The organism is Streptomyces albofaciens JCM 4342 (genome assembly GCF_008634025.1).
Lineage (GTDB): Bacteria > Actinomycetota > Actinomycetes > Streptomycetales > Streptomycetaceae > Streptomyces > Streptomyces albofaciens.
In genome coordinates this window covers 1,540,605-1,566,647 of sequence record NZ_PDCM01000002.1, presented here as the reverse complement: position 1 = coordinate 1,566,647, position 26,043 = coordinate 1,540,605, and the positions used below count along the sequence as shown (strand labels likewise).

Genomic DNA, 26,043 nt, shown 5'->3' with positions numbered 1-26,043 from the left:
TCACCAGCCCTTGGGCCAGGGGCCGTGACACCACTCGTGAGGTGGAGCCGGCAAGCATGCAACCTGTGGACAGGGGCGGCGTTTGTGTGGGAGGTCCTAGCAGCGGTGGCTCTTCGCGCCGCCGGAGCGGGCGCCCTGGCAGCCGGGCGCCGATCCCGTGTACGCCCGGAACCAGGGAGACCGTGCGTCGTGCGGAGGTTGTGGATGGAGTCGCAGGTGCACCGGGCGGCCACCTCGGTATCGTGATCGGCATGCCGTCCACACACCTACTGATTATTGGTGACCGCGCCGCACTGAGCTGGGCGGTCACTGCGCAGCGGATGGCCTTCCCTGCCGGGCGTTCCAAATCGGCCCGAGCCCTGGAGGAGGGCGACGAGATCTTTCTCTACACCACGCGGGGCTGCTTCAGGAACCCTACGCGCGACCTCGGGCGCGTTATCGGCCGTGCCCGGGTCGCTGGCCCGGTGGGAGTCCTGAAGAATCCGATCGTCTTCGGCGAGCGTACCTTTACCGAGGGCTGCCACCTGGAGGTGTCCGGCCTGGCGCGGTTCCGCGAGGGGTTGGTTCTGCGTGACCTTGTGCCGAGGCTTTCCGTGTTCCCTGATCCGGCCACGTGGAGCGTCCGTATGCGGAGGGCATCGCTGACTCTGCCACCGGGCGACGCCAGCCTGGTGCGTACAGAACTGGAACCGCTGTTGGTTTCCTACAGGGAGGCAGTTGAGGGCTACCGTTGGGAGCCGGCTTAGGCCTGACCCGACGGACCGGAATGTCGGGTCCGACTTCCGCCTCTGCACAGGGCCGTGTCGCCCACTCGACGGGTTCGAGAGCGTGCCAATTTCGGGTCCCACCAGCGTCGTCATCGCCTGATGACCGTGCCGGAGGCTTGGTTCTCGAGGACAACTTGACGCGACTCACGACCCGTCGAGCATGGGGGCGTACATCCGTGGGATGCCCGGACATCGCTGGTCGGCCGAAAGACGTGAACCCGCCCCGCTCGGGATTCCTGTCCCTCGGCGGGGCAGGTACCTTGCGGACCTTTTCCACGCAGCGTGCAGTCCGTCTTGGAACGTGTGTTGAGTCGTCGCGCCAGGCCCCGATCGGCTGAGGCAGTCGCCCAGGCGGCCTCTCGTTGTGGATCACCGCTAGGCCGCGCCTTGCTCCTCTGCGGCGCGGGCGTTCGAGGAGCGTTGGCCGCGCTCGCTGGCGGTCGTCGTCACGTGCAGCATCTCTGCCAAGCGGACCTTTGGAGCCTACTGCTCGTCATCGTCCGCCAAGTCGTTGATCAATGGAACGAGGAGAGGGTGAACCTTAAAGCCGGAGGCGCGGCCCGGACCATTCTCGTACTCGGCGGTGAGAACCGGCACCGCGGAGTCTGGGATGGCTCCCTGTTCCACCTGGAGCTGGGACGGCGAATGCCCGACCTTGCGTTGGTGGAGCGGGCTGAGGATGCAGCGGGCTGAGGATGCGCTGGGGAACAGCGGGGCGCTGCGGAAGGCGTCGAAGTACGTGACACGGGGGCGCGGGGATGCCGGGCTCGCGGCGTGGTTCCGGCAGTGAGCTCGGCTGGAGCGGGTGGCGGTGAGCCTGTGCACGTACGAGTGCCGGCTGGTGCCGGGGTTGTTGCAGTCGGAGGGGTATGCGCGGGCCCTGTTCGAGAACAGGCTTCCGCTGTTGACTGGAGGCGCAGGTCGAGGCACGACTGGAGCGGCAAAAGATTCTGCGCGAGCGGTCGACGGTGCCGTTTCACTTCATCGTGGAGGAGGCCGTCTTTCGGCGCAGGTTGGGCGGGCGCCAAGTGCTGAGGGGCCAGTTGGATCACGCGCTAGAGCTGACGACATTGCGTAACGTGACGTTGCAGGTCATGCCGACCGAGGTGGAGTTCCACGCCTGCATGGATGGCCCAGTACAGCTCCTCGAGACACCGGAGGGCCGAAGGCTGGCGTACTCCGAAGGCCAGGAGAACGGCCGGCTGATCTCCGACCCGAAAGAGGTGAGCCCCCTCTACCAGCGCTATGACACACTTCGCTCGCAGGCCTTGAACTGCCAAGAATCACGCGGCCTGGTGAAGCGACTCCGAGGAGAGCTATGAGCACGACGGAACTCTTCTGGTTTAAGTCCAGCTACAGTGGCAGCTCGGGCGACAGCTGCGTCGAGGTCGCCGTCACCGAACAAGCCGTGTGCGTGCGGGACTCCAAGGACGTGTCACGCCCTCACTTCGCCGTCGGCCGCGGGGAGTGGGCGCGGTTCGTGGGCTTCTTGACGGAGGCGTGAAAGGTGCGGGCACCTGTGCTGCGGGAACGGTGCTGACCGATCCCGCAGCACATCGAGATTTCAGGCGTCCCGTTCCATCACCGCGGTCGCTGCCTCGATGCCGTTGACGACCTCGTACTCGAGATCGTCTATCCCCGCGTCTCGCGTCACCGCGGCGAAGTGCTTACGGGCGGAAGCGATCTTTTTTTGCTCTGCGGGGCGCAGTAGGGCCAGTTCGTTGACGTCCTTGGTCTCGAAAACGATGTAGCGGCTGCCATCGGTCCGTTCCACGGTCAGGGCCCAGTCGGGATTGTAGTTCCCCAGAGGGGTCGGGATTTGGAACGATGGCGGAAGCTTGACGAAAGTCTTGACCTCGGGACGCTGTAGGAGTGCGAGTGCGAATTCCTTCTCCGGAGCCGAGTCGATGATCAGGTAGCGGTACACGGACTTGTCCTCGAACGAGACGGCGTTGCCGTCCGCGTCCGTGATGATGTTTCCTCCGGGGCCGGTGTAGCCGGCGAGGTCAGCCTCGTGGAACAGGCTTATCGGGTAGCGGCGGTCCGCTTCTGGGCGGGAGGCGTCCACCAACTCGTAGCGCACCCCTTCGACAAGGAACTGCTCCTTGGTGATGTTGAGTAGGCGGCCCACCTGGTCGATGTATGCCTGCGGATTGTTCCGGAACTGTGCGAGGGTGCCCGACTCAGTGAGGACATGGGCGAGCGTGGCACGGGTCAACTGCGTGCGATCCGCGAGGACGGACAGGATGTCGGGCAGGTCTTCACTGTCCGCGTAGGTGACGTCCGTGCGGCGCGCGGCCGCCGCTTCGGCCGTCAGACCGCTCTGGTCTATGCGCCGCACGCGGTGCGTGAGCCATTCGCCGCGGCGCTTGGGCACGGGGAGCATGGTGCGCAGCGCGTTGACCATCGCGGCGCGAAGGTCGGTTTCGTCGACGTCGACGCGGTACTCCGTGCGGTGCCGGATGCGGTTCCAGAGTTCCTGAAACTCGGCGCTCTCCAGCCGTTCCTGGACCACCGGCACCGCCATGCGTTCGCCGGCCTTCTTGACTTCGATCGGCTTGGCCAGGCGTTTGATGTGCCCGAGTACCGTTTTGGTCGCGGCCTCCGAATCCATGACGTCGCCGACGATCTCCGTGAGTTTCGCGTCGCCTGTCTGCACGGCCTTGCGCAGGCTGTCCTGTACCTTCCCCTTCACGTCGACGTACCCTTCGAAGAACAGGGCCTGGTACAGCTGTTCCGCGGCGGCCGCGCCCACGGGGACGACGCTCCCGTCCTCCGCTTTGAAGGTCAGCCGTGCGAAGCCGTCCACGGTGACGACGCCGAACCGGATTCCCAGGTCGTCGGCCATTTCGCGCTGGAGGCGCTCGGCGAACTCCTCGTAGGACTCGTTCGCGATCACGGTGAGGCGGTTGGTGTCGAATCCGTGCACGCGGTTGCCAGACCCGTCCACGCAGAGGCGCAGGCCCCGGCCGATGGACTGGCGCCTCCACCGCTCGGTGCCCATGTTCCTCAGGACGCAGATCTGGAAGACGTTGGGGTTGTCCCATCCCTCCTGCAGCGCGGAGTGGCTGAAGATGAACCGGATGGGGGTGCCGGGCGTGGTCAGGCCGACCTTGTCCCGCATGATCTGCTCGTAAGCCAGACCGGCCTGCTGGCGCCCCTTGTCGGTGGTCTCCTTGGTGTCCACCAGTACTTCACCACCGCCCTTGCGGCGGTCCACGGAGAAGTACCCCTGGTGAGCTTCCTTTGCGACTTGGTCGGCGGGAGAGTCGCCCAGCAGAGTGCTGAACTCCGGCTCCGAGGCGATGCGCGTGTACTCCTCCTCGAAGATCCGCGCATACTCGCCGGGAAGAGCCTCCCCGTTGGGGCCGTACTCACGGTACTTTGCCACGGAGTCGACGAAGATCAGGCTGAGTACCTTTATGTCACGTCCGTGGATTGCGAACTCCTGCTCCTTGCGCAGATGCTGCCGGATGGTCTGAGCGATCATCTGGCGGGCCCGCTCATCGACGCTGACCTCGGCGCCGATGCTGTCGCCTACACCGAGCGGATGCGCGACGGTATCGAAGGAAATGCTCTGCTGCCCCTCGGCCGCGTTGATGGCGACCACCGTGAGGTCCTTGTACAGGTCACGCCCAGTCACATCCGCGAGGTTGCTGCGCGACCCGGTGTCAACCGTGATGGCTTTCCGTTTGAGCTCGTTCCCCTCCTCGACGTCCGCCTCGACGCGGGCCGTGATCGCTCCGGCCTTGCCGCGCTTTGCCTCGAGGAACTTGACGTACGGGGTCGTCCCACTGGAAGACGTGATCAGCGAGTCGACCTCGATCTGCTTGACCAGCTCGTTCTCGTAAGCGGCGATGGCGTCGAGACGGTAGACGAGGTTGGCTTTGTCGTCCTTCGGGTGGGTGGCCGAATAGCGCAGAGTGGCCAGGGCGTTGAAGTCCTCCAGCGCGCTGCGTCCCGCGCCCTTCTTCCTTCCGTTGCCGGCGTCCCCGTACACGCTCTGGGGTTCGTCGACGATGATGATCGGCCTTGTGGCTCGGATCAGATCGGCGGGCACCTCGAAGTCGAGATCCTCGGCCGGCTGGTAGATCTTGTTGGTCTTCTTGTTGATCGCCCCGACGGTGACGATCATGACCTCGATGCTCGGCGAGGTGGCGAAGGACCGGACCCGGGACGGGTTACCGCCGTCGAACTGGAAAAAGTTCATCGGCGGGTTGCCATACAGGGTAGCGAAGTGCTCACGCAGCATCCGGATAGAGGTCTCGACGCCCTCCTTGATGGCCACCGACGGCACCACCACCATGAACTTGGTAAATCCGTAGAGTTGATTGAGCTCGTAGATGGTTCGCAGGTAGACGTACGTCTTGCCGGTGCCGGTCTCCATCTCGATGGTGAAGTTCATCGAGTCGAGCGACGGTTCCGGAGCGAGGCCCGTGTCGTTCTGTACCTTGCGCAGGTTGGCGAGGATCGTCTCCCGGTCCAGATGCAGCATGTTGCCGTATCCCAGGTCGGACAGCCCCTCGAAGCCGGCGTGTGCGGACGGGTGTGCGTGCACGGTGAACTGAGAGGTCATGGCCTCCTGACCTTTGAACAGACCCGTGACCGCATCGATGGCCTGACGCTGGTAGTCGAGGTCCGCATCGAAGGAGAACTTCATTCAGATGCTCCGCAGCGTTGTGAAGCCGGCCTGCTTGAGCGCGGCGGCGAAGTTGAGCTTGGTGGCGGAGTCGACGAAGCCGGTGTCGCGGATAACGACTGTGGTGTCGGCGTCGCCCGGCTCCTCGTCGCGCCAGGCCGCCAGAGCCTTGGCGACTTCGTTCGCCCGGTCGATCGTGATGTCGGTGCCGAAGTACGCGAACAGTGTTCCCGCCAGGTTGTACAGCGGGCTGCCAGCGATCTCGCGTGTCTCCAGCGGTGTGGTCAGCTCCACGCCCATGCGCAGCATCATCTCGACCAACAGATCATCTGCGGTACGCCCAGCCACGAGGTTGTCCACGGCTTCGAGCAGGTTCAGCTGGTCAGGGGTACCATCCCAGGCCTTCACGTTGCTGGAAGCCAGGCGGTACGACCGGAAACCGATGTCGATGGGGGCGGCGTCGGAGCTCTGCTTGGACGCGATCTGCTTGCCCGCACGGCGGAGGCGCTCACGAGCGATGTCGGCGATCGTCTCGTAACCGTCCTTGTCGACGCGCTCGTCGAGCTGGACCAGGATGTAGCGACGATTGCCACCGTCGGCGGCGTTGAGATTCATGACCGCGTGACCAGTCGTGCCTGACCCCGCAAAGAAGTCAAGGACAAGGGAATCAGGGTTCGACTGAGTAACGAGATTGATCCATCGAGCGATGACATTCTCATCTTTGGGGAAAGGGAAGACACCCTTGCCTAGGAGCGAATCCAGCCGCTTGGATGCTGCGCGTCGGTCCATATAAAATACTGGCAGCACCGTCTGCGTACTGGTCTCGTCCAGATATCGCTTGAAAGTGGGACGTGTTGTCTCATCAGGCCCAAACTTGATGCGTCCCTCTGAGACGAGCTCCGTCATTCGCGGCTCCTCACATGCCCATCCGTTTGGGTGCATGTTGACAGGCTTGCCTGTTGCCGGGTGGAGAAGGTCGTAACAGAGGTTGGGGCGGGGGTTTGGGCTACGCAGGTTGTCACCGAAATAGACCACCCCAGGTCGGCCGTTTTGCCCATCGATCTGATTGTAGTGCTCGGATGCTCGTCGGGGATCGTCCGGAGTCAGGCTGGCCCACCAGTTTTTCATCAGCTTCGTTGCCGCGGCTTCGTCTTCACCGGACTCTGCCCATGCCTTGCGTCCAGCCGCGAGAATCGAATCAACCCCCGGTTTCTGCTCGCGCCAGCGCACGTTTGCCAGAGAACCAATGTCCCTTACATAAATCAGCATGTAGTCGGTGGACGGTGACAGAAAGTGAGCGTCGTTCTTGCGTCCGCCCTGCCAAGTCACGCTGGCAATGAAATTTTCCGCCCCGAACACCCGATCCATCAGAAGCTTGAGACGTGCATGCTCAGCATCATCGATAGAGACGATGATGACCCCTGTCTCTTTGAGTAGGTGATGTGCCACAAGCAACCGCGGATACATCATCGACAACCACGCCGAATGCCTGGACGCACCGGCCCTGCGGTCTTGCGCCCGATCGGATCCACCGCCGGTCTGGAGCACCCCATCTTCATCCCGCTGACCCGCCACCGTTTCGTGCTCGGCCTGCGAGCTAGTGCGCTTGTCGTCGTAGACGAATTCGTTGCTACCCGTGTTGTAGGGCGGGTCGATGTAGATCACGTCGACCTTGTTGGTGTATCCGCGCCGCAGCAACCGCAGCACCTCGAGGTTGTCGCCCTCGATCATGAGGTTGCGGGTGTTGTCCCAGTCCACGGACTCCTCGTGCTTCGGCAGGAGGGTCCCTGTGGCAGGGAGGGTGGACAGGCGGCGGGCCTCGGACATGCCGGGCCAGCGCAGACCGAACGCCTCGGCGGTCGTAGGGGCGGCGTTCTCACCCAGGAGGTCCCGGAAGGCCTCGATATCGACGGTGCCGTCGACGACGGCGTCGGGGAAGAGACGCGCCAGTACGTCGAGGTTCGACTTGGCCTCGCCGGGGCCGGTCAGGTTGCCGACCGGTTCGAAGTTCAGGGTCACGGGTGATGTCTTCCTTGTGTGCTTAGGTGATGATTTGCAAGCTGTTCAGGCGGTGTCATGGTCGCCGTCGGCACTGTATAGGGTGCCTCTGACATGACCGATCTGTGTACGCAGCGTCCGAGCCGCCATATTCAGATCGATGCGCTGCTGCTGATTCCTCGCGCGTTTCGCGTCCCGCACGACCGTGATCAGTTCGCTCTCCAGGTCGGTCAACCGTCGGCGTAGCGCGACCGCGTCCGCCGCCCGCAGGGCAGTGCCGGCAGGGCGGCCGTCAGCGGCTGCGGTCCGCACGAGGTCGCGGTACAGCGCCCACATGTCCGTGCGGTCCACCCGGTCGAGGTGGAGGGCGCCCGGTTCGATACCTTTGGTCGGCACCATGACGTGCGCGTCTATTACGGAGGTCGACCTGGTGGGGTCTGTGCGGCTCACATGGCTGAGCGCCAGCGAGAGGACCGTGATGCCGTCGGGCATGTGCGCGAACAGCACCACCGGCTTGGCCATGCTGCGATGGACGAGTTCGGCCACGCGAGTCCTGTCGGATGCCGAGGTCCTGTCGGCCAGGAAAGCCTCGAGGACAGGGACGTCGACGACAGTACGCTCGCCGTCCTGGTACCGGGGCACCTGTATGGTCTCCGGGCGTAAAATGCCGACCAGGTTCGCCGAGGCCACCGCCTTGGTCAGTAGCCGGGCGTCGGCGGGGGTCTGATCCTCGAACTGGGCGGCGAGCATCTTCTTCGCGACACGCTGCTGCTGCCGGGCCTTCTCGGGCAGAGCCAGCAGGTCGGCACCGGCGTACTCGTGGGGAATGTCACTCACGGCAGCACCGCCAGCCATGCGATCAAATCTACGGCTTCCAGGCCGGGCGCGGCGGCCTCCGTTCCCAGTAGTGAGGGGCCTGCCGAGAAGAGAGAGGCCACCATGCTTTCTTCGGCCTTTCCTGAGGCGGCGCGGACCGCCACGTCCAAGAGGTCGCGGTAGTGCTTCATGGACCTGCCCGACCTGGTCATCCGGTCGAACTCCGCCAGAATGGCGGCGTCGGGTTCGGTAATGCCCAGGCAGTGGTGGCGCAGGACGTCGAGGGCCAGCTTGGGTTCCTCGATCTCGTGGGCGAGGCTGCCGTCGTCGGTCACGTAGGCCAGCACGTACGGCGCCAGCGGGTACCCCTCGGAGAAAGCGAACGCGTCGTCCCGCACACGCAGGAGGAAGACCGCACCAGGAGCGAGCCCGTCGTCGGCGAGGGCCTTGTCGAAGCGGGAGACGCCAAACAGGGCCAGGGGCCACCCGGCGATCTCCTGAAGCTCGTCACGCGCACGAGCCGCGGCGTCCATGCGGAAGTCGGAGAGCGTCAGGTCGGTGATGCTCAGACCGCCGGCGAGGTCCTCCATGGTGGGAGCGGCCTGCTGCATCTGCTGCAGTTGCTTGCGCCGGTAGTCGAGGTCGTTCATGTCGCCGGACGTGACGTCCAGGACGTTCTCCTCACCGGTCGCGGAGACATCCAGCAGGGTCATACGGCTGGACACGCGCGCCTCGAGGTTGATGTAGGCGTCCAGGTCTATGTTGGGCCAGAAGTTGACCAGTTGAACACTCGTGTTGGTGGTACCGAGGCGGTCGACGCGACCGAAACGCTGGACGATGCGCACCGGGTTCCAGTGGATGTCGTAGTTGATCACCGTGTCGCAGTCCTGGAGGTTCTGGCCCTCGGAAATGGTGTCGGTGGCGATCACGATGTCGATCTGCGGGTCGTCCGGATCGCCGTCCTTGGAGCGCGGTGAGAACGCGGTGAGGACGTCGACCATATGGACGCGCTTCATCGGGAGGGTGCTCCGGGTGCTCTGCCCCGTGACCAGGGCCACGTGCACACCCAGTTCGTCACGAGCCCAGCGGGCCACATGCTCGTAGAGGTACTCGGCCGTGTCGCTGAAAGCGGTGAACACCAGTACCTTGCGGTTGCCGTCGTTGGTGGGGTGCTGGACCTTGTCGCGCAGGAACCGTTTGAGTTCGGCCAGTTTGGCGTCGCGGTCGGCGTCGACCGCCGTCACCTCGACGAGCAGGCTGGCCACGGTGTCCCGGTCGTGCTCGAGTTCCTGCCGCCACCGCACCCGGTCGATGTCAGCGAGGAAGACCTTGACGCTGCCGCCGACGGTGTCCTCGAACTGCGGGTCGTCCAGGTCGATCTTCTCCAGGTCGGCGAAACTGTCAATGGACGTTCCTTCGGCCCCGGTCGCCTCGTAGGCGTCGATGCTGGCGATCGCGCCCTCCACGGTGGCCAGGATCTTGCCGAGCGTCTTGCCCAGGGAGTTGACCGAGGACTCCAAGCGCTTTAGCAGACCCACTCGCAGCAGGTGGACCACGTTGTTCTCACGGTCGGTCTGCCGCCACACGCGTCGGCCGCCAGTGCGCACCCTCTGGTCGTACAGGGCCGCGTACTTGCTCTCGTGCTTGGCGCTGACGTAGGAGGTGGGCTTGTAGGCGGCCAGATTCAGACGCAGGATCGACCGGTTGATCTCCTCCAGCGGGATCATCATGTCGGCCGTGTCGATGGGCGGGGTGAGGTTAACGGGAGCCAGGCGGGCGGGGAACCTTCCGACGTCCTTGGTGCCGTAATACTTCTCGATGTGCTTCCGGGAGCGGGCGATCGTGACCAGGTCCAGCAGTCGAATGTAATCCATGCCGAGCGTGCCGACCAGGGACTTCGTACTCCGAGTGGCCGCAGGGAGTCGCTGCCACTCGTTGAAGTGCCTTTGTGCCTTGTTCAGTGTGGTCTCGATACTTCTGATCCCGTCCGAAGCCAGTGCCTGGTCGTCTCCCTCGGTGGCGAACAGAACCTGGTTCTTCAGGTCAGCCAAGCGTGTATTCACGGGCGTTGCACTGAGCATGAGGACTTTGGTCCTCACTCCAGACCTGAAGACCTCGTCCATGAGGCGCTCGTATCGGGTCGTTCGTCCCTTGACCTGAGGGTTGTTACGGAAGTTGTGAGACTCGTCGATCACGACGAGGTCGTAGTTGCCCCAGTTGACGTTCGCCAGGTCGATGTCCCCCGACAGCCCGCCGGTCCGGCTTAGATCGGTGTGGTTGAGGACGTCATAATGGAAGCGGTCCGCAGCCAGCGGATTCCGCCTGTCGTTGCCGCGGTAGATGGTCCAATTCTCCCGCAGCCGCTTGGGCGCCAGGACGAGAACGCGGTCATTGCGCAGCTCGTAGTACTTGATGACGGCGAGGGCCTCGAAGGTCTTCCCCAGGCCCACACTGTCGGCGATGATGCAGCCGTTATGGCGTTCAAGCTTCTCGATCGCGCCGAGCACGCCGTCACGCTGGAACTTGTAGAGCTTCTTCCACACGACGGAGTCGTAGAAGCCCGTTCTGCCTCGCTCAGCGGTCTCCTCGCCGGCCTCCTCGACGAAGTCCTTGAACAGGGACGTCAGGATGCGCAGGTAGATGGACTCGGGTGCCCTGTCCATGAAGAGGGTTCGGGCGGCGTTGAGGAACTCCTGCTGGATGGTACTGCTGGTGCCGTCGTCGTGCCACATCCGCTCGAAGCGGACCACGGCCTGCGCCACCTTGTCCGCTTCCGTCGTTTCCAGAGGGAAGTACAGGTCCTGGGACGCCACCAGGCCGAGGCTCTCGGCCTCAAGGCCCGCGCCGTCGACGACATAAGGGAACGGCCCGTCGACGCTCGTCCAGGTACCGCGCGTGCGCCGCTTGAGCGCCCTCGCCTGAAGATGTTCTTCGGCCCACTTCAGGAACGCGCGGGCGACGCGGTGCTGATCCAGCCGGGCGCGATGGAGATTCTCCTCCCGAAGGCCGTTCAGGGCCAAGTCATCGAGACTGTCGCCGTGCAGGAGCAGGCGCAGGTCGACATCGGCCAACTCCTCCTGGAGTGCCTCGTAGACGAATACGGAGAACGACTCAGTCAGCGAGTCCAGGCGCGTGGCGCCGGTCAGATGCTTGCGCAACCGGTCGATCGTGCGGCCCGTGTCGCTGGGGACCATGAAAGCGGAACCTCCGGGGTGCGGACGTGGATTTACTGGCGCAGGTCACACCGGGCGACCGATTATCGACAGGGGCCTGGATCAGGTGGCGACCCTGGAAGCAGTTCCCCTGTCGGCTGCCCTGGCCCGCCCAGTTCCCAGTGCCAGGCCGGCTTGGTGTACGGCGAATTGATGATCGGGTTCTCGATCACTGCGGCCATGCTCTAGATATCCCCCTCACGCCACATCTGCGTGGACCGTACATCCTGCCAGTGCCATTGACACTCCATTCGTGCGTGATCACGCCGCTCGCACCCGGTGCTCCCCCCGCTCCAGCCACCCCATGACCACCTGATGCGCTCGCCACCCGTCAGGGAACTTAGGCGGCACATCCAGGTACACAGGATTGCTCCGCGGGTGCCGGTCCAGCAGGTCGCGGATGCCGGCGCGGGCTACCACGATGCAGGCGAAGCGGTGTCGGGACAGCAGGACGCACAGGCGGCCCGTCTCCAGGTGGAAGGCGGAGGCGTCCTGGCGGCCGGAGAGGGGGTGCCAGACGAGGGTGACGTCGAACTCGCGGCCTTGGAGGCGGTTGGCGGTGTCCACCGTGATGCCGGTCAGGCCGCAGGCGGCGAGGCGGGAGCGGACCGCGTCCGCCTGCACGGTGCGTGCCGTGCCGATCGCGATGCGGTCCGCGGTCAGGGGCTCCCCGTTGACCAGCGCACCGCGCTCCAGCAGCCGGGCCGCCGTCGCCGCGAGGGCATCCGCCACCTCCGGGTCCTCGTCGAGGGTGTGGCGGGCGGTGAGTTCCAGGTGGCCCCAGCCGGAGTCGGCGGCCCGGGCGAGGACGTCGTCCAGTGGGCCCGAGCCGTGGGGCAAGCTGCCGTACGACAGTACTCGCTCCGGTGCCGTCGTGCCGGGGACGAACTGGTAAAAGGGGTAGAAGGCCTGCTCGACCAGGGGCGCCGCCGTCTCCGGTAGGCGCCAGGAGACCGGGAGCTGGTGGCGTACGAGGTCGGGGTTGTGGGCGAGGGTGACGTCGACCGCGTTGCGCAGGGGGTCCCAGGTCAGGCCGTGCCAACGGTCGGATTCCACGGTGGCGAAGGGGTCGAGCTGACCGGGGTCGCCGACGAAGAGAACCTGCGAGTCGTCCTGGGCGAACAGCGGGGCCGTCGCCAGGAGCCCGTCCGAGCGCATCTGGTACGCCTCGTCGACGATGGCCCACCGCCAAGGGGCGCACTTTTCCGGCGTGACGAACGACCATTTCTTCGCGGTGGACACCACGACGGGCAGGTCGCGCAGGTCCGCCGCCTGGCTGCTCCCGGTGACGTTGGCATGCCGGGTGACACGGGGCGGGAGGAGGTGGCCGCCGGCGTGGAGGCGGCCGAGAGCCAGGCCGGGATGCTCCCGCGCGATGCGGTCCACCAGGTCGTCGACCTGTTCGTTGGTCTGCGCGACGATCATGAGCTGGTGGCCTGCGGACGTCAGGTGTCCGGTGGCTTTCACCACCAGCGTGGACTTTCCGGCTCCGGGTGGTGAGTCCACCACGACACCCCGGCCGGGCGCGGTGTCGAGGCTGGCGAGAATCCCTGCGACCGCCCGGTCCGCGCGTTCGCCGGGGGTGAGGGCTTCCGGCTCCCCGGTGTCAGGAAGGAGGGCGGTCACTCCCAGGTCTCCTCTGCGTCCTCGTCGGTGGGCTCGTACGGCTGGGGCGGACCACCGTGGGTCCAGGGGGTGTTTTCCTCGTCGGGCAGGACGGACGGCATGGCCGTGGGGTTGAGCGTGGTGTACGTCAGCTCTTCGCCGGTCTCCGCGAGGGTTCCGGGCGGTGCCGGTGGTGTGCGCTTCCTCGCGAAGCCGCCCTTGAGCTGGAGCACCACGGTGTGACCGGCACCGTCCTCCTGCCTGACTTCGAGAATGCGAGCTTCCTGGCCGGGGCGGGCGGGCGACTTCACCTCCGTGCCTACCGCGAGGCCGACGCGGGTGTCGGTGCGGAGGACGATCGTCGGACGCCACACCTGGGAACCAGGACGGTCGCCCGGGATGAAGCGGTCCTCGTCCCGGGCCGTGACCGTACCCGTGAACGCCTCGCCGGTCAGCTCGTACTCCGCCATCACCAGGGGGTCGTCGAACGCGCGCTCCGCCTCGAAGCGGGTGACCGCGTCCTCCAGCCGGGCCAGGCGGCGGGCGGCTCGGACGGCCTGGTCGCGGCGGGCCTGCGGGCGGCCGTCGGCGTCCAGGTACTCGACGTACTCGGAGAACCAGCGCCGGTCGAGGTCCCAGCGGCCGGGAACGTGGGCGCCCTCCGGCAGCTCGCGCAGCAGCTCCACTCCGCGCCACATCAGCCGCCAGGTGGGCAGCATCTGGCCACTCAGCTCATGGTCGATCTGGCGGCCGACCGCCTCGCGTCCGCGGTCGTCGGACGCATCGTCGTAGCGCGTCATCAACGCGTGCAGGGTGCGGTCGAAGACCGGGTCCGTGGACGGACCGGCCGGCGGCCACACGGCGGGGTCCTCCGCTTCCCGTGCCGCCCGCGCGCCGTCACTGTCCTCCGGAGGATCGATCCAGGCGAACAGGGACGCGAGGTGGGAGTCCTCGGAAGAACTCTGGCCTGTGGCCCAGTTGGCGGCGAGCAGCCGGGTCATCGCGAGGAGCGCACCGGAGTTCGGGAACTCGGCCAGGTCCGCGAACCAGGTCAGCCACTTACCGAGAGCCGGCACGGACGGGTCGACCGCGTATGGACCCTCGGTTGCGCGCAGTCTGGTCAGCCGGCCGAGCAGGCGCACGTAGGCGATGCCCTCGCCGTTCGGGACGAGGAGCTGCGGGGCCCGCTGGAAGCGCAGGCGTTCCTCCTTTTCCTTGCCGCGGCCGACGGTGTAGGGCTCCGTCTCCGTTCGGCACCCGTCGATGTACGCGAGGAGAAGGGTGGCGAGGCGCTCGGCGAAGCGGAAGCGTTCGGCGCGGTTGCGAGGCTGGCGGACAGTGAGGAGCATCGGGCGTTCGGGGTCCGTACCCGCGAGCGCGGCCAAGGGCGCGCACGCCTCGCCGGCGAGGGTGAGCGGCACCAGGACGAACGGTTGCTCGTCCAGGTGCTGGTGGCGGACGGTCGTCAGAGGTTCGGCGCGGCCGGTGTGGGACGCCGTGATCGTCGCGACGGTGGACAAGACGCTCATGCGGCCCTCCGGCGGAGTCGGCGCAGCCGGGCGGCGGCGCGCAGCAGGTCGACGGCTTCCGCCTCGGCCTCTCCGGGGGCGGCGACGCCGTCCAGGTAGTCGAGCGCGGTGCGGGTGGAGTCGATGCCCGGCAGGTCGTTGCGCACGCCGCTGCCCAGGCGGGCCGGCGAGGCGCATCCGTCGGCCTCGTCGCGGCAGTAGCGCGCCATTTCGCAGAAGGACAGACAGGAAGGCGTGTACGACGCGTCCAAGGCCTCTATGGAGGAGGAGAGTTCGCCCGCGCTTCGGGCCGTGTCCAGGGTGGCGGTCCCGGGCAGTTGGGCCGCGAGGTCCTCTGCGCGCCGCAGCCGCGAGAGCTGGAATTGGAGGGCGTCGAGTTCCTGCCGAAGGTCGATCAGGCGCCCGTAGGGGCGGTTGGAGAAGTCTTTGGGACAGACGAGCAGGAACTCGTGGGATATCTGCTCGGTGGGCAGACTGGCCGTCTCGAAGGCGCGGTGCAGCGCGAGGACGTACACCGCGGCCTGCTTGGCCGCCTCGGCGACCGCGGTCGGATTGGCCTGGCCGTCGATCGCCGCGAACGAGCGGATCAGGACGACGTGGAACTTACCCTCGATGCGATGGGTGAGCGCATCCGGCTCCAGGTACGCCGTGCGACCGGCGACTTGGAGGGTGAGTACGGGGCGGTCGAGGATGAGCCGTATGTCCTGGCCGGAGGCCACATGCGCGATAAGGCGGCGGGTCTCCCGCTCGCGCAGGTGCAGGGCCGTGTTGCCCCCTACCTCGTTGAGGTCGGTGACATGGGCCTCCGCCACGGGGACGGAGAGCTGCTCGCGCAGCAGCCGGATGAGCTCGGCGTAGCTGCCCCACTTGACGAGGCTGTGAAAGGCCTGTTCGCGGGCGAGGGCGAAGGGTGACTGGCCGAAGCGCGGCTCGTATCCGACCTGCTGGGCGAGCAGCGCCTTGTCCACCCCGGCGGCGTCGAGCACGGCCCGGCGGGCGCAGGCCGGGTTGGCGGTCAGGGCGGTGATCTTGCGGGCGGTGTACGGCTGAGGGGGCTGCGGTCCGCGCAGCCGTGCGAGTCTGTCGTCGGGATGTTCGGACTGCTGCGAGGGCATCGTCTCTACTTCGGGGAACGTGTCTTCGGGAGATCACCGGCGTGCGAGGCGCCTGACGTCATCGCCGTCGGGAAGGGGGGTCAGGGCAGGGATTCACTCGCGTCGCGCAGTGCGTCACGCATCGGTGCCGCACCGAACAGCTGCTGTACATCACCGAGTTGGGTACGGGCGCGCTGTGCGGCAGCTTGCCGCTGCTGGTCGTCCTCCTGCTGGTGGACGGCCGCTTCGGCGTGCGCGGCCGCGATCACGCGGGCAGGGTCGGGTTCCGGGGCCGCGGCGTCGTAGGCGCCCGGGATCGTGAGGGCGAAACGGCGCAGCACCCGCCAGGCCGCGTCGGGGACTGGATGTCCCGCGGCGGTGAGTCGCTGGATCTGCTCGGCGGTTCCCGTCGCGTGGGTGAGGAAGTCGGTGCGCGGGCTGAGCGGGCCTATGATCCGTCGCTCCACGGGCCAAGTGGACAGGGCCAGGAGCCCGCGTGCGGGGACCAGGCGGTCGTGGGTCAGTGCTGCGCAGATGTAGTACGGGCGGGCATAACCCTGAGCCGTGAAGGATCGCTCCTCGTCGCGACGGAGGGACGCGAGTTTGGTGGCGACCAGTGACTCGGTGAAAAACGCCTCGTACGTGGAGGAGATGAGTTTCGGGGAGGCAGGGGCGCCCAGCAGGGTGAGTGCCTGGTGGACTTGTTCGCGGATCGGGATGGAGCCGTGCGTCGGGCGCTCCTTGCGGCGTGGTGCGCTTGCGGTCGCCGACGCTCGCGGGGCCGGGGGCTCGACCGGAAGGGCCTCGCCGTCCGGCTCCGCCTCGGACTCCAGGGCGTGCTCCCATGCGGCCTCGGCCTCGCGCAGTGCACGACGGATGCGCGCGGCTTCGGCCTTGTCCCGTGCACGCACGGCACCGCGCAGCTCGGTGCGCAGGTGGGACAGGCGCTGCTCGAGTTCCTCCAGTGATGCCGCCATGCGGGGCAGCCTAGCTCAGTAACCAATCTGAGCCAAGAACTTCCAAAGAGTTCCAAGGTTTCTGCTACGGTCGGAGGTGACGGTGCACCCGGCTGGACCGGAGGGTGACGTCTGTTCCGAGACAAGGGGGAGGCAATGAGCCACGACCTGACGGCATGGCACCAGCCGCACTGGCTGACCGGAAACGACGACCTCGTTCGTGTGGGGCCCGGTACAGGCGGGAATGAGGAGCACACCTGCCCCTCGCATGCCGCGGCCAAGGCCCGGCCCGGGCTCTGGCCGGCCCGGAGTCTCCGGCTGCCGAAGCCGGAGCTTGAGACGTTCACCCTCGGGCCGGTGATGGACGCCGTCGACCGGGTCGAGTTCCACGGTGAGACTCCCGATCAGGCCCAGGCGGGGCTGCGCTCCCGCACCCCCGCCCTCCATCCCGGTCACCTGACGTACGCCGAGCACGCCCTCCGGACGTACGTGGGAGTGTGCGCCGGCGACGGTGAGCAGCGGCTGCATCCGGTCCGCCCGTACTGGGTGGCCCAGCGGGAGAACGGCAAGTTCTGGGAGATGTACGCCTGGTGGCGCAGGTACGAGTCGGCCGGCGGACGACTGCGCGAGTACAGGCGGCTGCGGCACGGTGAGTCCAAGGACTCCGAGCCCGGCGAGATCGCGATCGCCGTGTACGTGGCCGTTCACGGGCACCAGGCGGCCTGGCCCCGGAAGTGGTCGCGTGCGTTTGAGCCGTACGGACCCGCCGTCCAGCCCGAGCGGGTGCGTGTCGTCGAAGTCGGGCTCGCCGACGGACGGCCTCGCGTGCAGTTCGACGGGACGGCCGAGGAGGCCGAGGGGTACTACGCCGAGCACGGGCACGCGCACGTGGCCCGTGTCGTGGCGGGCGGCAGGCCGATACCCGGCTCGTCCTGCGTCGACTGCAAGCAGTTCACGGGCTGCAAGGCCGTGCCGCGCACGCCCGGCGTCCTCGGACTCTCCTCGCGGGTGGCACCGCTGAGGAAAGTGTCGGTCAGCGATCTGCGCTATCACGCGGCTTGCCCCGCGCAGGGGTTCCTCCGTGCCCTGCACCTGCCCAAGTCCGACGAGTACGGCAGCGCGGCCAGGCTCGGTCAGGCGGTGCACGGCTGGATCGAGAAGCTGCACCGACGCCCGGGACGGCTGCCGTGCGCGGCCGGGGACATGCCCCCGGAGGGCGAGAACTGGACAGAGGGACGCTGGCGGGTCTCCGACGAGGACGCTGCGACCGGCCGGGACATGCTGCTCCACCACGTCGATGCCTGTCCCTTCCAGGATGCCGCCCTCATCCAGCGGGTCGAGCCCGAAGCCCTCCGAGTCGTCCACGACACCGCGGCGCAGGCCGTCGTCATCGCCAAGCCCGACCTGCTCTTCCAGGAGGACGGCTCATGGGTGTGGCGGGAGCTCAAGACGACACGGAAGCGGCGCCGCCACGACGAGGACCTTCTCGACACCTACCCCCAACTTGCCTTGGCGGTCACACTCCTGGCACAGGGTGCGCTGGGGGGCGATCCCGACGGCTCGCGCGTCGAGGTTGAGATCCTCCGGCCGGACGGTTCCGATCCGCACGTGATTGACCCGACGGACCCCGGCCGGCAGCAAAAGGCACTGTCGGTACTGCGGCGGTACGCCGGTCCGTGGCGGGAGGACGAAACATGGGACGCCCGCCCCGGGCCGCATTGTCGGTCCTGCCCGGTGTCCCGGTGGTGCCCGAGCGCCGCGACCGACGGCACCGCCGCGGGAGAGGGGGAGGTGTGACCGCGACCGATATGAGGGACGCAGGTCCCGAGGACGTCGTCGGCACGGACGAGGGGCTGCTTCGCCAGATCGCCAGCGCCCTGGCGTGCCTGTCCCGGCAGAAAACCGTGCCCAACCCGGTCTATCCGGCGAAGGTGCAGAACGCGTACAACCGCCTCGTTCTGCACTGCCTGAGCCGGGGCGAGGAACCGCCAGGCAGTGTGCCGCAGATGGTCCGCTGGGCTTGTGAACGGCCTCTGACCGAGTGGCCGTTGGAACTGTCGTCCGAAACCCTTCCGGGCACGGCCCTGCTCGTTGATACGGAGACCCGGCTGCCGCACCAGCTGTGCCTGGAGTGGGAGGTGAACGCGGCCGACCCGGCCGCCGAGCTCTTCGAGAACGAACGCATCCGGGAAGCGCTCGCCGTGTGCCGTGCAGCCAAGGCACCGCAGGCTTATACCGCGTTCCGGGCCCTGCTCACGTCCAGGCCCGTGCTGACCGGCGCCGAGCTGGCACTGCTCGGCGGCGATCCGGACTGCGGGATGCTGCTGCACGACGTGATCAAGCGCTGCTACGAGCCTGTGCCCGCTTCCTACCTGCGGGGCGGCACGTACCGGCAGTGCGCTCGCTGTCGCTGCCTGATGGTGCCGCTGCTGCACGGCGGCCACCGGTGCGAACTGGACCGGTGCCGCTGCGACGGCACCTCTGACGAAGGCACCCCGCTCCCTGCCGACAAAGGCGGGGTCTTCCAGCTCAGCCGCCCTCTGCGGATGTTCATCACCAGCCCCGGGCTCGCGGAGACCGATCTGCAAGCCGCCCTGGAGAAGAAGTTCGGAATCACCGCCGAGATGTGGCCCAACTACGACGCGTACGACCTGCGTGTCCCCCTGTCGGGGCGACGGCACTGGGCGGTGGACGTCAAGGACCGGGTGAACCCCGTTCTCCTGGCGCGCTCCCTCACGCCGTTCCGGAACGAGCCGCCCTACGACAGGGCGTTCCTCGTCGTGCCCCGCTACCGCTTCCGCGACAACGAGGCGTACGGGCGGCAGTTCCGCCGAAACGTGCCGGATGATCTGGCCGGCCGGGTCACCCTGCTGGACGACCAGACCTTCCTGCGGCTGGTCGCCGATGAGATCTCCACCCCGCGCCACAAGGCGGGGGACCCGCGTACCGAAGGGGGATTCCGTGCGTGACCGTAGGGGATGGCACCGGCGCTGCTCACCACAGCAGCTCGCCGAGGTGTGGCCGGCGAACCTAGGCAGCTTCCGCCCCGGCGACCTTCTCGACGTCGAACTGGGCCTGTACCTCCTGCGGGACGTGACGCCCACCCGCACGGCCGCCGATGTCTGGCCGTTGCTGGGTGGTTACCCGTACAGCGAGGTGTTCGGAGACCTCCGCACCGACGAACAGCGGCTGCGCGTTCTGCGCGCCCGTCACTATCTGTGGGATCTGCGGCGACGGCACGCCTGGTCGGAGGCGCTGGCCGACTATCTGAAGGTCCCCCAGCACCTGCGCGGATACGACGTCGAGGGACCTGCCTCCGTGCCGCGCCGTCGCGAGACGTCGCGAGCCGCACGCCGTTTCGAGATCTTCAAAGAACTGCTCAGCACCCCTCCGCGGTTCGCGACGCGGGCCATTCCGTTCGCCGAGGAGGGAGAGCACACTTTCCGGGTGCAGGACCGTACCCACTCCGTGGTGTTCGACGAGGAACTGCTGTCGGACACCCTGCCGCGCGCCCACGCGCTCGACGCACCACCGGCCGGGCACGGAGAGCCCGTCGACGTCACCTGGGAAGAGCTCGAAAAGGCGGCCGACGAGATGGACGCCGTCGAGGCGACGGTGCCGGAGGGGCCGCGTAACGGCTGGGCCGCGCGGCTGCGGCGGGTGAAGCTGCTCGTGCGCGACACGGAACTCGGCCGCTTCACCGAACAGGGACGGCTGAGGATCGACCGGCTGCTGCACCTCGTCGGGATGGTAGGAGCCGGCAAGTCCACCCTCCGGGACATCCTGACCTACTACCTCGTGACCCAGACCCCCCGCCGGGTTACCATCGTCGTCGGGGACGTGGCCGAGACGCTCGCCGTGGTGGAGCAGTTCGACCGGCTCGGTGTACGGGCGGCACCGATCCTCGGGCACTCCACCAGGGAGCGCAACATCAACCGGCTGCACCGCCGTACCGCCACGGCTGGCGCCGCCACCATGCTCGGGCACGACCACGTGGGCTTCGCCTACCTCAGCAGCGCCTGCCCCGTGGACGTGCTCCGCGGGCTGGAAGCCCGCCGCCCGCTCGGCGTCCGTGAGGCACCCTGCATCACGCTGTACACCGTCCCCGAGCAGGAGACCACAGACGGTGATCCCCTTCTCGACGAGGAGAACGGCACGCAGCGCGACGCACACGGCCCGAAGCCGCAGCGGAGACTGTGCCCGTTGTGGAACCGCTGTCCGCGCCACCGCGGGGCTCGTGATCTGGTCGACGCACAGCTGTGGGTTGCCACCCCGGCCGGTCTGGTGCACAGTTCCGTCCCGCTGCACCAGCACCAGGAACAGCTCCGGTACCTCGAACTCGCGTGCCGGCTCAGCGACCTGATCATCGTCGATGAGGCGGACCGGGTGCAGATGCAGCTCGACACGGCCTTCGCGCCGGCCAGCACCCTGGTGGGCAAGGCCCCGAACTCCTGGTTCGACGAGGTCGCCGTCCACAAGTTCCAGCAGATGGCCCGGGACGGCCGGCTCCAGTTGTCCGCCCGTGACGTCGACGACTGGACCAACGCGGTCAACACGGTGAGCGCCGCCACCGACCGCCTCTTCGCCCTGCTCGTCAAAGACGACAAGCTCAGGCGGTGGATCAGCGTCGACTACTTCAGCGCCTTCACCCTCCACAACCTGCTGCTGGACAGCTGGTTTCCGGGGCGGAAGGAGGGCGAACGCCCGCCTGAGGCGGCCCGGACACTGGACGCTGCGCTCGGCCGGTTCCGCGACGACCCGCTGCACGAGCAGCAGAGCACGCTTGACGAAGACGAGGTGACACCCTTGGTGAACACCTTCGTCCACCTCACCCTGGAACTCCTGCACGCGCTCCAGGGAGCAAGGACGCGGGAGAGGCTGCGCGACACGCTCACCGGCATTGTCGGAGATGACAGCACGGTGCTCGCGGACGCCGACCTCCAGGCCCGTCGCTTCGAGTTTACCCTGCTCCTCTCCGCCCTGCACAGCCGTCTCGACTTCATGACCACGCTGTGGCCGCGCGTCGAGGCCGCTCTCAACCTCGAGAGCGCCTCGAATGTGCTCTCTCGCAGGCCTCCCAAGGACTACGAGGCGGTCATCCCCGAGTCCCCCATGGGCAACGTGCTCGGCTTTCAGTTCCGCCACGACGACCGTGAGCGCGACGGCGACCGCAGCGGTGAACTCCGCTTCTTCCACTGCAACGGCGTGGGCCGCGAACTGCTCATGCGGCTCGGCGACGTGTGCGCCGTGGATGGCCGTCCGGGCCCGCACGTCCTGCTCATGTCCGCGACGAGCTGGGCGGGCACGTCGAGTAGGTACCACGTGCACGCCGAGGTCGGTGCCGTACTGCGTCCTCACGACGAGGAAGTCGAAGCCGTGCTGGGCAGCGAGTTCCGCAAAGAATTCCTGTACTGGCCCGGAACCGACCGGCCCAAACCGCTGCGCTTGTCCGGCTGCGATCCCGAAGAACGGTCGCAGGCCCTCCTCCACATGCTGCACCAGCTCGCGGTGCCCGACCGGAGCCTCCCCGACGCCGTGAGCATGCTGGACGCCGAGCTGAAGGAGATCGACGATCCGGACCGCCGTCGCATCCTGCTGCTCGTCGGCAGTTACGACGAGGCACGCCGGGCCGCCGAGTACCTCAACCAGATCCCCGAGTGGAACGGCCGCGTCACCCGACTCGTTTCCGACGACGCGGACTCCGACACTGCCTGGACCCGGCTGCCGGAGGACGTCGCCGCACGAACCCTGCCGCGCGGTGACGTGAAGGCCTTCCCCTCGGTCGGTGGCGACCTTCTCGTTGCGCCGCTGCTCGCCGTGGAGCGAGGACACAACATCGTGTTGCGCGGTGGCAAGGCGGCCATCGGCACGGTCTACTTCCTGGCACGCCCCCACCCTCGGCCCGACGACATCTCACTCGCCATCCAGTCCATCAACGACTGGGCCGTACGCCAACTCCGCGATGTGGACGGATCCTTCCGGCAGAACGCGCTCGCCGCCGCCACACCCGACCAGGCGGCCGTGGCGTTCCGCAGCCGCGCACGCCGTCAGTGGAACCGCTTCCTCACCCGGCGGCTGGCCTGGTCCAGTCTGCGGGACGAGGAGAAGGCGGCGTTCACCTGGGACCAGCTCGTCGTCATGTGGCAGGTCATCGGCCGCCTGGTGCGCGGCGGCGTGCCAGCCCGGGTGGTCTTCGTCGACGCGGCCTTCTCCCCCCGAGAAGCCGGATTCCAGGACGCGGACACCCCCGACACCAGCCTGCTGGCGAGTATGCGTGAGGTGCTCGCCCCCTACTTCGAGGACGGGAACGCGGTGGAGCGGGACCCCGCCCCCATCGACAAGTCCCTCGTCCATGAGCTGTACGAACCGCTCTACCGCGCTCTGGTGGACATGGGCTGAGGGCATCCGCCACAGCACCCGCGACGTGTCCGCGTCGCGTCCGAACACTTCACGCCCTTCCCGAGGAGAACCGGCACCATGGCCTACCAGCACAACCGCCTGGCGGCGTACCTGCCCGAACCGGCACAGGGACCCTTCGTCGTCCCGATGCACACGCTCTCCCTGCCCGCCCACTGGGAGGAACCACTCCTGCGCCTCTACCACGGCGGAAAGACCGAGGGACAGGTCGAGCGACGGCGCTGCGTGCCCACAGCGGCGTTCAACCAGCTGATGTGCGCCACCGCGCCGGACATCGTCACGGTCGACTCCACGGCACGGTTCGGCTCGGAGAACCCCTGGTTGTACTGCCAGGACGCGTACCCGATGGCGGTGACGAACCTCTACATCGCCACTTGGCTCAAGAGCCTCGCGCGCGATGCCGATGATCCCGAGACCACGGCTCTGCTGATGACCTGCTTCCGTGACCTCGACACCGCGGCGCTCAGCTGGCGGCCCGGCAGGATCGATCTCCTCGAACAGAAGGTGTCGCCCGGAGGAACCGCTCTGCCCGCGCCCCACGTGTACCGGCTCCTCCCCGAGGTCCTCGCCGAACGGATCGCGCGCCAGGCACCGTACGAACTCCACGGGCAGCAGCTGTCGTTTCGGCAGGTGGCCGGCCGCACGGGCGCCAGGGGGCACGGAAGCGGGGGCGCCGAGTTGATGTCGAACGTGATCGAGTACGTACCCAGGCGGCGCGGTGGCGGCGAGGGCAAGCCGGCGTATTACGCGGCGACCCTCCGCATCACCGTGCGCACCATTCCCTTCTCACCCGTCCCGCGCGTCCACATGGCCGCCGGCGTGCGTCGGTTCGTCACCGGCAAGGTCTACATGCCGTACGGCAAGGGCGTGTCCGCGTACCTGCTCCCGGACGACTCCCTCGTCCACGACGGCCCGCAGCCGCAGCGTTTCGCGGTCGCGATGCTGGAGTGGAAGAACGGCACCACCAACTGGCGTCAGGGCGGAGCAGAAGGAATGCTCGCCCGGATCAGCGCACTCGACGCGCTGCCGTCACCGGATCGGCTGGTGAAGGAGGCCGACCACTGGATCCACGGCCGGGACAGCATCCGGATCGCGATCGGGCACCAGGCGGCCATGGGCAGGCACACGATCGGCACCGGACTGATGCCCAGTGAACGCCGACGGCTGATCGAGTGGGCGGAGCAGGCGATCGCTCCGGAGTTCGTGCCCGTTCCGAAGCTGGAGCGCAGTCCGTACGCGCGGCCGCCCAAGAAGCAGCTCAAGAAGCTGCCCTCCATTCCCAAGAACCTGGAAAAGAAGGATCCCGAAGACCTCGCGGTCATCCTGGGTGAGCGTGAGCTAAATGCGGCCCACAACGCTCAGGTTCTGCGAGCACGCCTGGCCGAAGCACTCGAAGGGGAGCACCTCACCGCGGTCGTGCTCCACCAGAACGACACCATCCGCGATCAGATGATCGCCGCGACGGAGACGGGGCTGGGACTGGCCGGGCACCGGCGTGTGCAGGGCCCTGATACCTGGGTGTGGGAGGCGGAGGAGCTGACCGTCCGGCTGCACGCGCGGCCCCTGGGCGCTCTCGGTGCACCGCTGGGAGGCGACAGCGTGCCGAAGCGGGGGCAGGAACACGACAAGGCCATCGAGGAGCGCCGTACCAGCGTCGCGCGGGCCATGAACGCCCTGCGGGAAGCTGTCCCCGGGCTGCAGCTGGCCTTCGTGGAGCTTGACGGGCAGGACGCCTTCCGCAACGCCAAGCGACGAACCGACCCCAAGCACGCGATCCGCCTCGGCTGCGCGGACGCAGGCCTGGTGACCCAGTTCATCCGTCCCCCGGACCCGGATGCAGAGACGGAGGAGGCTCTCGCCGATGCAGGTCTGCGTGCCGCCGCGGCCTGGTCGGACGGCCTGCGCCAGACCGGTATGCGGCTGGTGCCCCAGCACACGCTCGGCGACACGCTCATCCCCGCGAACCTGAACCAGGTGGCCTTCCACCTCGTGGAACGTCGCCTTGACGGGCCCACGGGCAAGCAGCAGTTCACGCCCATTGCGGTGCTCATCCGGCCGGGCGCGAAATGCGTGCTGGGCAAGTCGGCCGACATGCACGAATGGGTGCCGTACCCCGAACTCCTCAAGTCGTTGACGGGACGGGTCGAAGGCAAGAAGAACAGTGCGGAGCAGTCGGCCCTCACGGCGGCCTTCGTCAAGAAGACCCTCGCACAACTGCGCAGCACCCCGACGCTCGTTCTGGTCCACGCTCAGGACGTCCGGAAGCGCTGGTCGTGGCTGAGGAACGACGGTCTGGAACGGGACAGGCTCGGCCTCGACGGAGGTCCCGTTCAGCGGATCGGTCTGTACGGCAAGCAGCTTCGTGTCGTCCGGATCGCCGACGGCAGTCGGGACGAGACGGCACAGTGCTGGGCCGAGGCGGAGGAACTCTCTCGCGAGCTGGAGGGCCAGCAGCGTGGAGGCATCGCGATGGGGCTGTGGCGGCCCGGGGCGCGGGGCGACTCGAGCCGCGTCTTCTACAGCACGACCGGCAAGTCCGGCTCGCAGCCGAACCTCACCAACGACGATGCCAAACTCACTCCGCACACCAACGCCTCGGGCAACAACGCCTACCGGCCGACGGCGAATGCCTGGAACCCGGACCTCCTCGAACTGACCGTCGCGTGCCTTCAGCCCGGTGACGACGCGGAGGCATGGGCCGCATTTGTCCACCAGCAGCGTTTCAGCGAGGACTACCGTGCTGGTCGCGAGGGGTTGGCTGTGCCCTTGATCCTCCATCTTGCGCGACTCGCGGACGACTACGCTCTGCCTCACGAGATCGAGGAGGCCCTGGACCCGACGGAGCCCCAGGCTGCAGCCGCGCCGGACGACGCTTTGTCGGGCCAGCTGGCCTTCGACTTCGACCTCGATGAAGGGGATGACGACGAGTGAAGCTTCCCGCCGAGTAGCCGAGGGGAGTCTCTCCCTTCGGCTACTCGGCGGGACGGCCCTCACTACCTCACGGGCGTAG

General features: G+C 67.4%; 14 protein-coding genes and 1 pseudogene. 7 read left to right on the top strand and 8 right to left on the bottom strand.

Translation table 11 applies throughout. The features are described 5' to 3' along the window. Window positions 1-251: 251 nt before the first annotated feature. The 3 genes and pseudogenes from CP973_RS27015 (at window position 252) to CP973_RS27005 (ending at window position 2,271) form a co-directional block, all read left to right on the top strand. Window positions 252-746, top strand: coding sequence for a hypothetical protein (locus CP973_RS27015; protein WP_150246470.1), 495 nt, complete (start codon window positions 252-254; stop codon window positions 744-746). A gap of 648 nt (window positions 747-1,394) precedes the next feature. Further along, window positions 1,395-2,089 (top strand): annotated as a pseudogene (locus tag CP973_RS27010) (DUF5753 domain-containing protein); the annotation flags it as partial. Next, complete coding sequence (locus CP973_RS27005; protein WP_150246467.1) at window positions 2,086-2,271, top strand: DUF397 domain-containing protein; 186 nt, start codon at window positions 2,086-2,088, stop codon at window positions 2,269-2,271. The pseudogene CP973_RS27010 and the gene CP973_RS27005, both read left to right, overlap by 4 nt. 60 nt (window positions 2,272-2,331) lie before the next feature. Here CP973_RS27005 and CP973_RS27000 read toward each other — a convergent pair whose 3' ends face one another. From CP973_RS27000 to CP973_RS26965, 8 genes are all read right to left on the bottom strand, one after another. After that, on the bottom strand, window positions 2,332-5,427 hold the full coding sequence (locus CP973_RS27000; RefSeq protein WP_150246464.1) for a restriction endonuclease: 3,096 nt from the start codon (window positions 5,425-5,427) through the stop codon (window positions 2,332-2,334). Further along, the gene (locus tag CP973_RS26995; RefSeq protein WP_150246461.1) at window positions 5,428-7,425 is read right to left on the bottom strand and encodes a site-specific DNA-methyltransferase; all 1,998 of its coding nucleotides are present in this window, start codon (window positions 7,423-7,425) and stop codon (window positions 5,428-5,430) included. 45 nt (window positions 7,426-7,470) lie between these two features. Beyond that, window positions 7,471-8,241: a DUF4391 domain-containing protein gene (locus tag CP973_RS26990; protein ID WP_167538519.1), complete on the bottom strand. Its 771-nt coding sequence runs from the start codon at window positions 8,239-8,241 to the stop codon at window positions 7,471-7,473. Beyond that, entirely contained in the window at window positions 8,238-11,414 is a 3,177-nt protein-coding gene (locus CP973_RS26985; RefSeq protein WP_208853306.1) for a helicase-related protein, read from the bottom strand. Before CP973_RS26985 ends, CP973_RS26990 begins: the two co-directional genes overlap by 4 nt. A gap of 279 nt (window positions 11,415-11,693) precedes the next feature. Beyond that, window positions 11,694-13,058, bottom strand: a complete 1,365-nt coding sequence (locus tag CP973_RS26980) for an AAA family ATPase (RefSeq protein ID WP_150246455.1) — start codon at window positions 13,056-13,058, stop codon at window positions 11,694-11,696. After that, a complete protein-coding gene (locus CP973_RS26975) occupies window positions 13,055-14,566 on the bottom strand; it encodes a hypothetical protein (RefSeq protein ID WP_150246452.1) in 1,512 nt (503 codons plus the stop codon). Before CP973_RS26975 ends, CP973_RS26980 begins: the two co-directional genes overlap by 4 nt. Then, window positions 14,563-15,681, bottom strand: coding sequence for a hypothetical protein (locus CP973_RS26970; RefSeq protein WP_150246449.1), 1,119 nt, complete (start codon window positions 15,679-15,681; stop codon window positions 14,563-14,565). The genes CP973_RS26975 and CP973_RS26970 overlap by 4 nt, the downstream gene beginning before the upstream one ends. Window positions 15,682-15,761: 80 nt before the next feature. Beyond that, entirely contained in the window at window positions 15,762-16,637 is an 876-nt protein-coding gene (locus tag CP973_RS26965) for a hypothetical protein (protein WP_150246446.1), read from the bottom strand. A gap of 135 nt (window positions 16,638-16,772) precedes the next feature. Between CP973_RS26965 and CP973_RS26960 the strand changes: the two genes are divergently transcribed. The 4 genes from CP973_RS26960 (at window position 16,773) to CP973_RS26945 (ending at window position 25,964) form a co-directional block, all read left to right on the top strand. Continuing rightward, window positions 16,773-18,413, top strand: coding sequence for a PD-(D/E)XK nuclease family protein (locus CP973_RS26960; RefSeq protein ID WP_150246443.1), 1,641 nt, complete (start codon window positions 16,773-16,775; stop codon window positions 18,411-18,413). Between the two features lie 11 nt (window positions 18,414-18,424). Beyond that, window positions 18,425-19,585, top strand: coding sequence for a pPIWI_RE_Y domain-containing protein (locus CP973_RS26955; protein WP_150250301.1), 1,161 nt, complete (start codon window positions 18,425-18,427; stop codon window positions 19,583-19,585). Next, the gene (locus CP973_RS26950) at window positions 19,578-23,015 is read left to right on the top strand and encodes a pPIWI_RE_Z domain-containing protein (RefSeq protein WP_150246440.1); all 3,438 of its coding nucleotides are present in this window, start codon (window positions 19,578-19,580) and stop codon (window positions 23,013-23,015) included. The genes CP973_RS26955 and CP973_RS26950 overlap by 8 nt, the downstream gene beginning before the upstream one ends. Before the next feature lie 78 nt (window positions 23,016-23,093). Then, on the top strand, window positions 23,094-25,964 hold the full coding sequence (locus CP973_RS26945; RefSeq protein ID WP_150246437.1) for a pPIWI_RE module domain-containing protein: 2,871 nt from the start codon (window positions 23,094-23,096) through the stop codon (window positions 25,962-25,964). The last annotated feature ends 79 nt before the right edge of the window (window positions 25,965-26,043 follow it).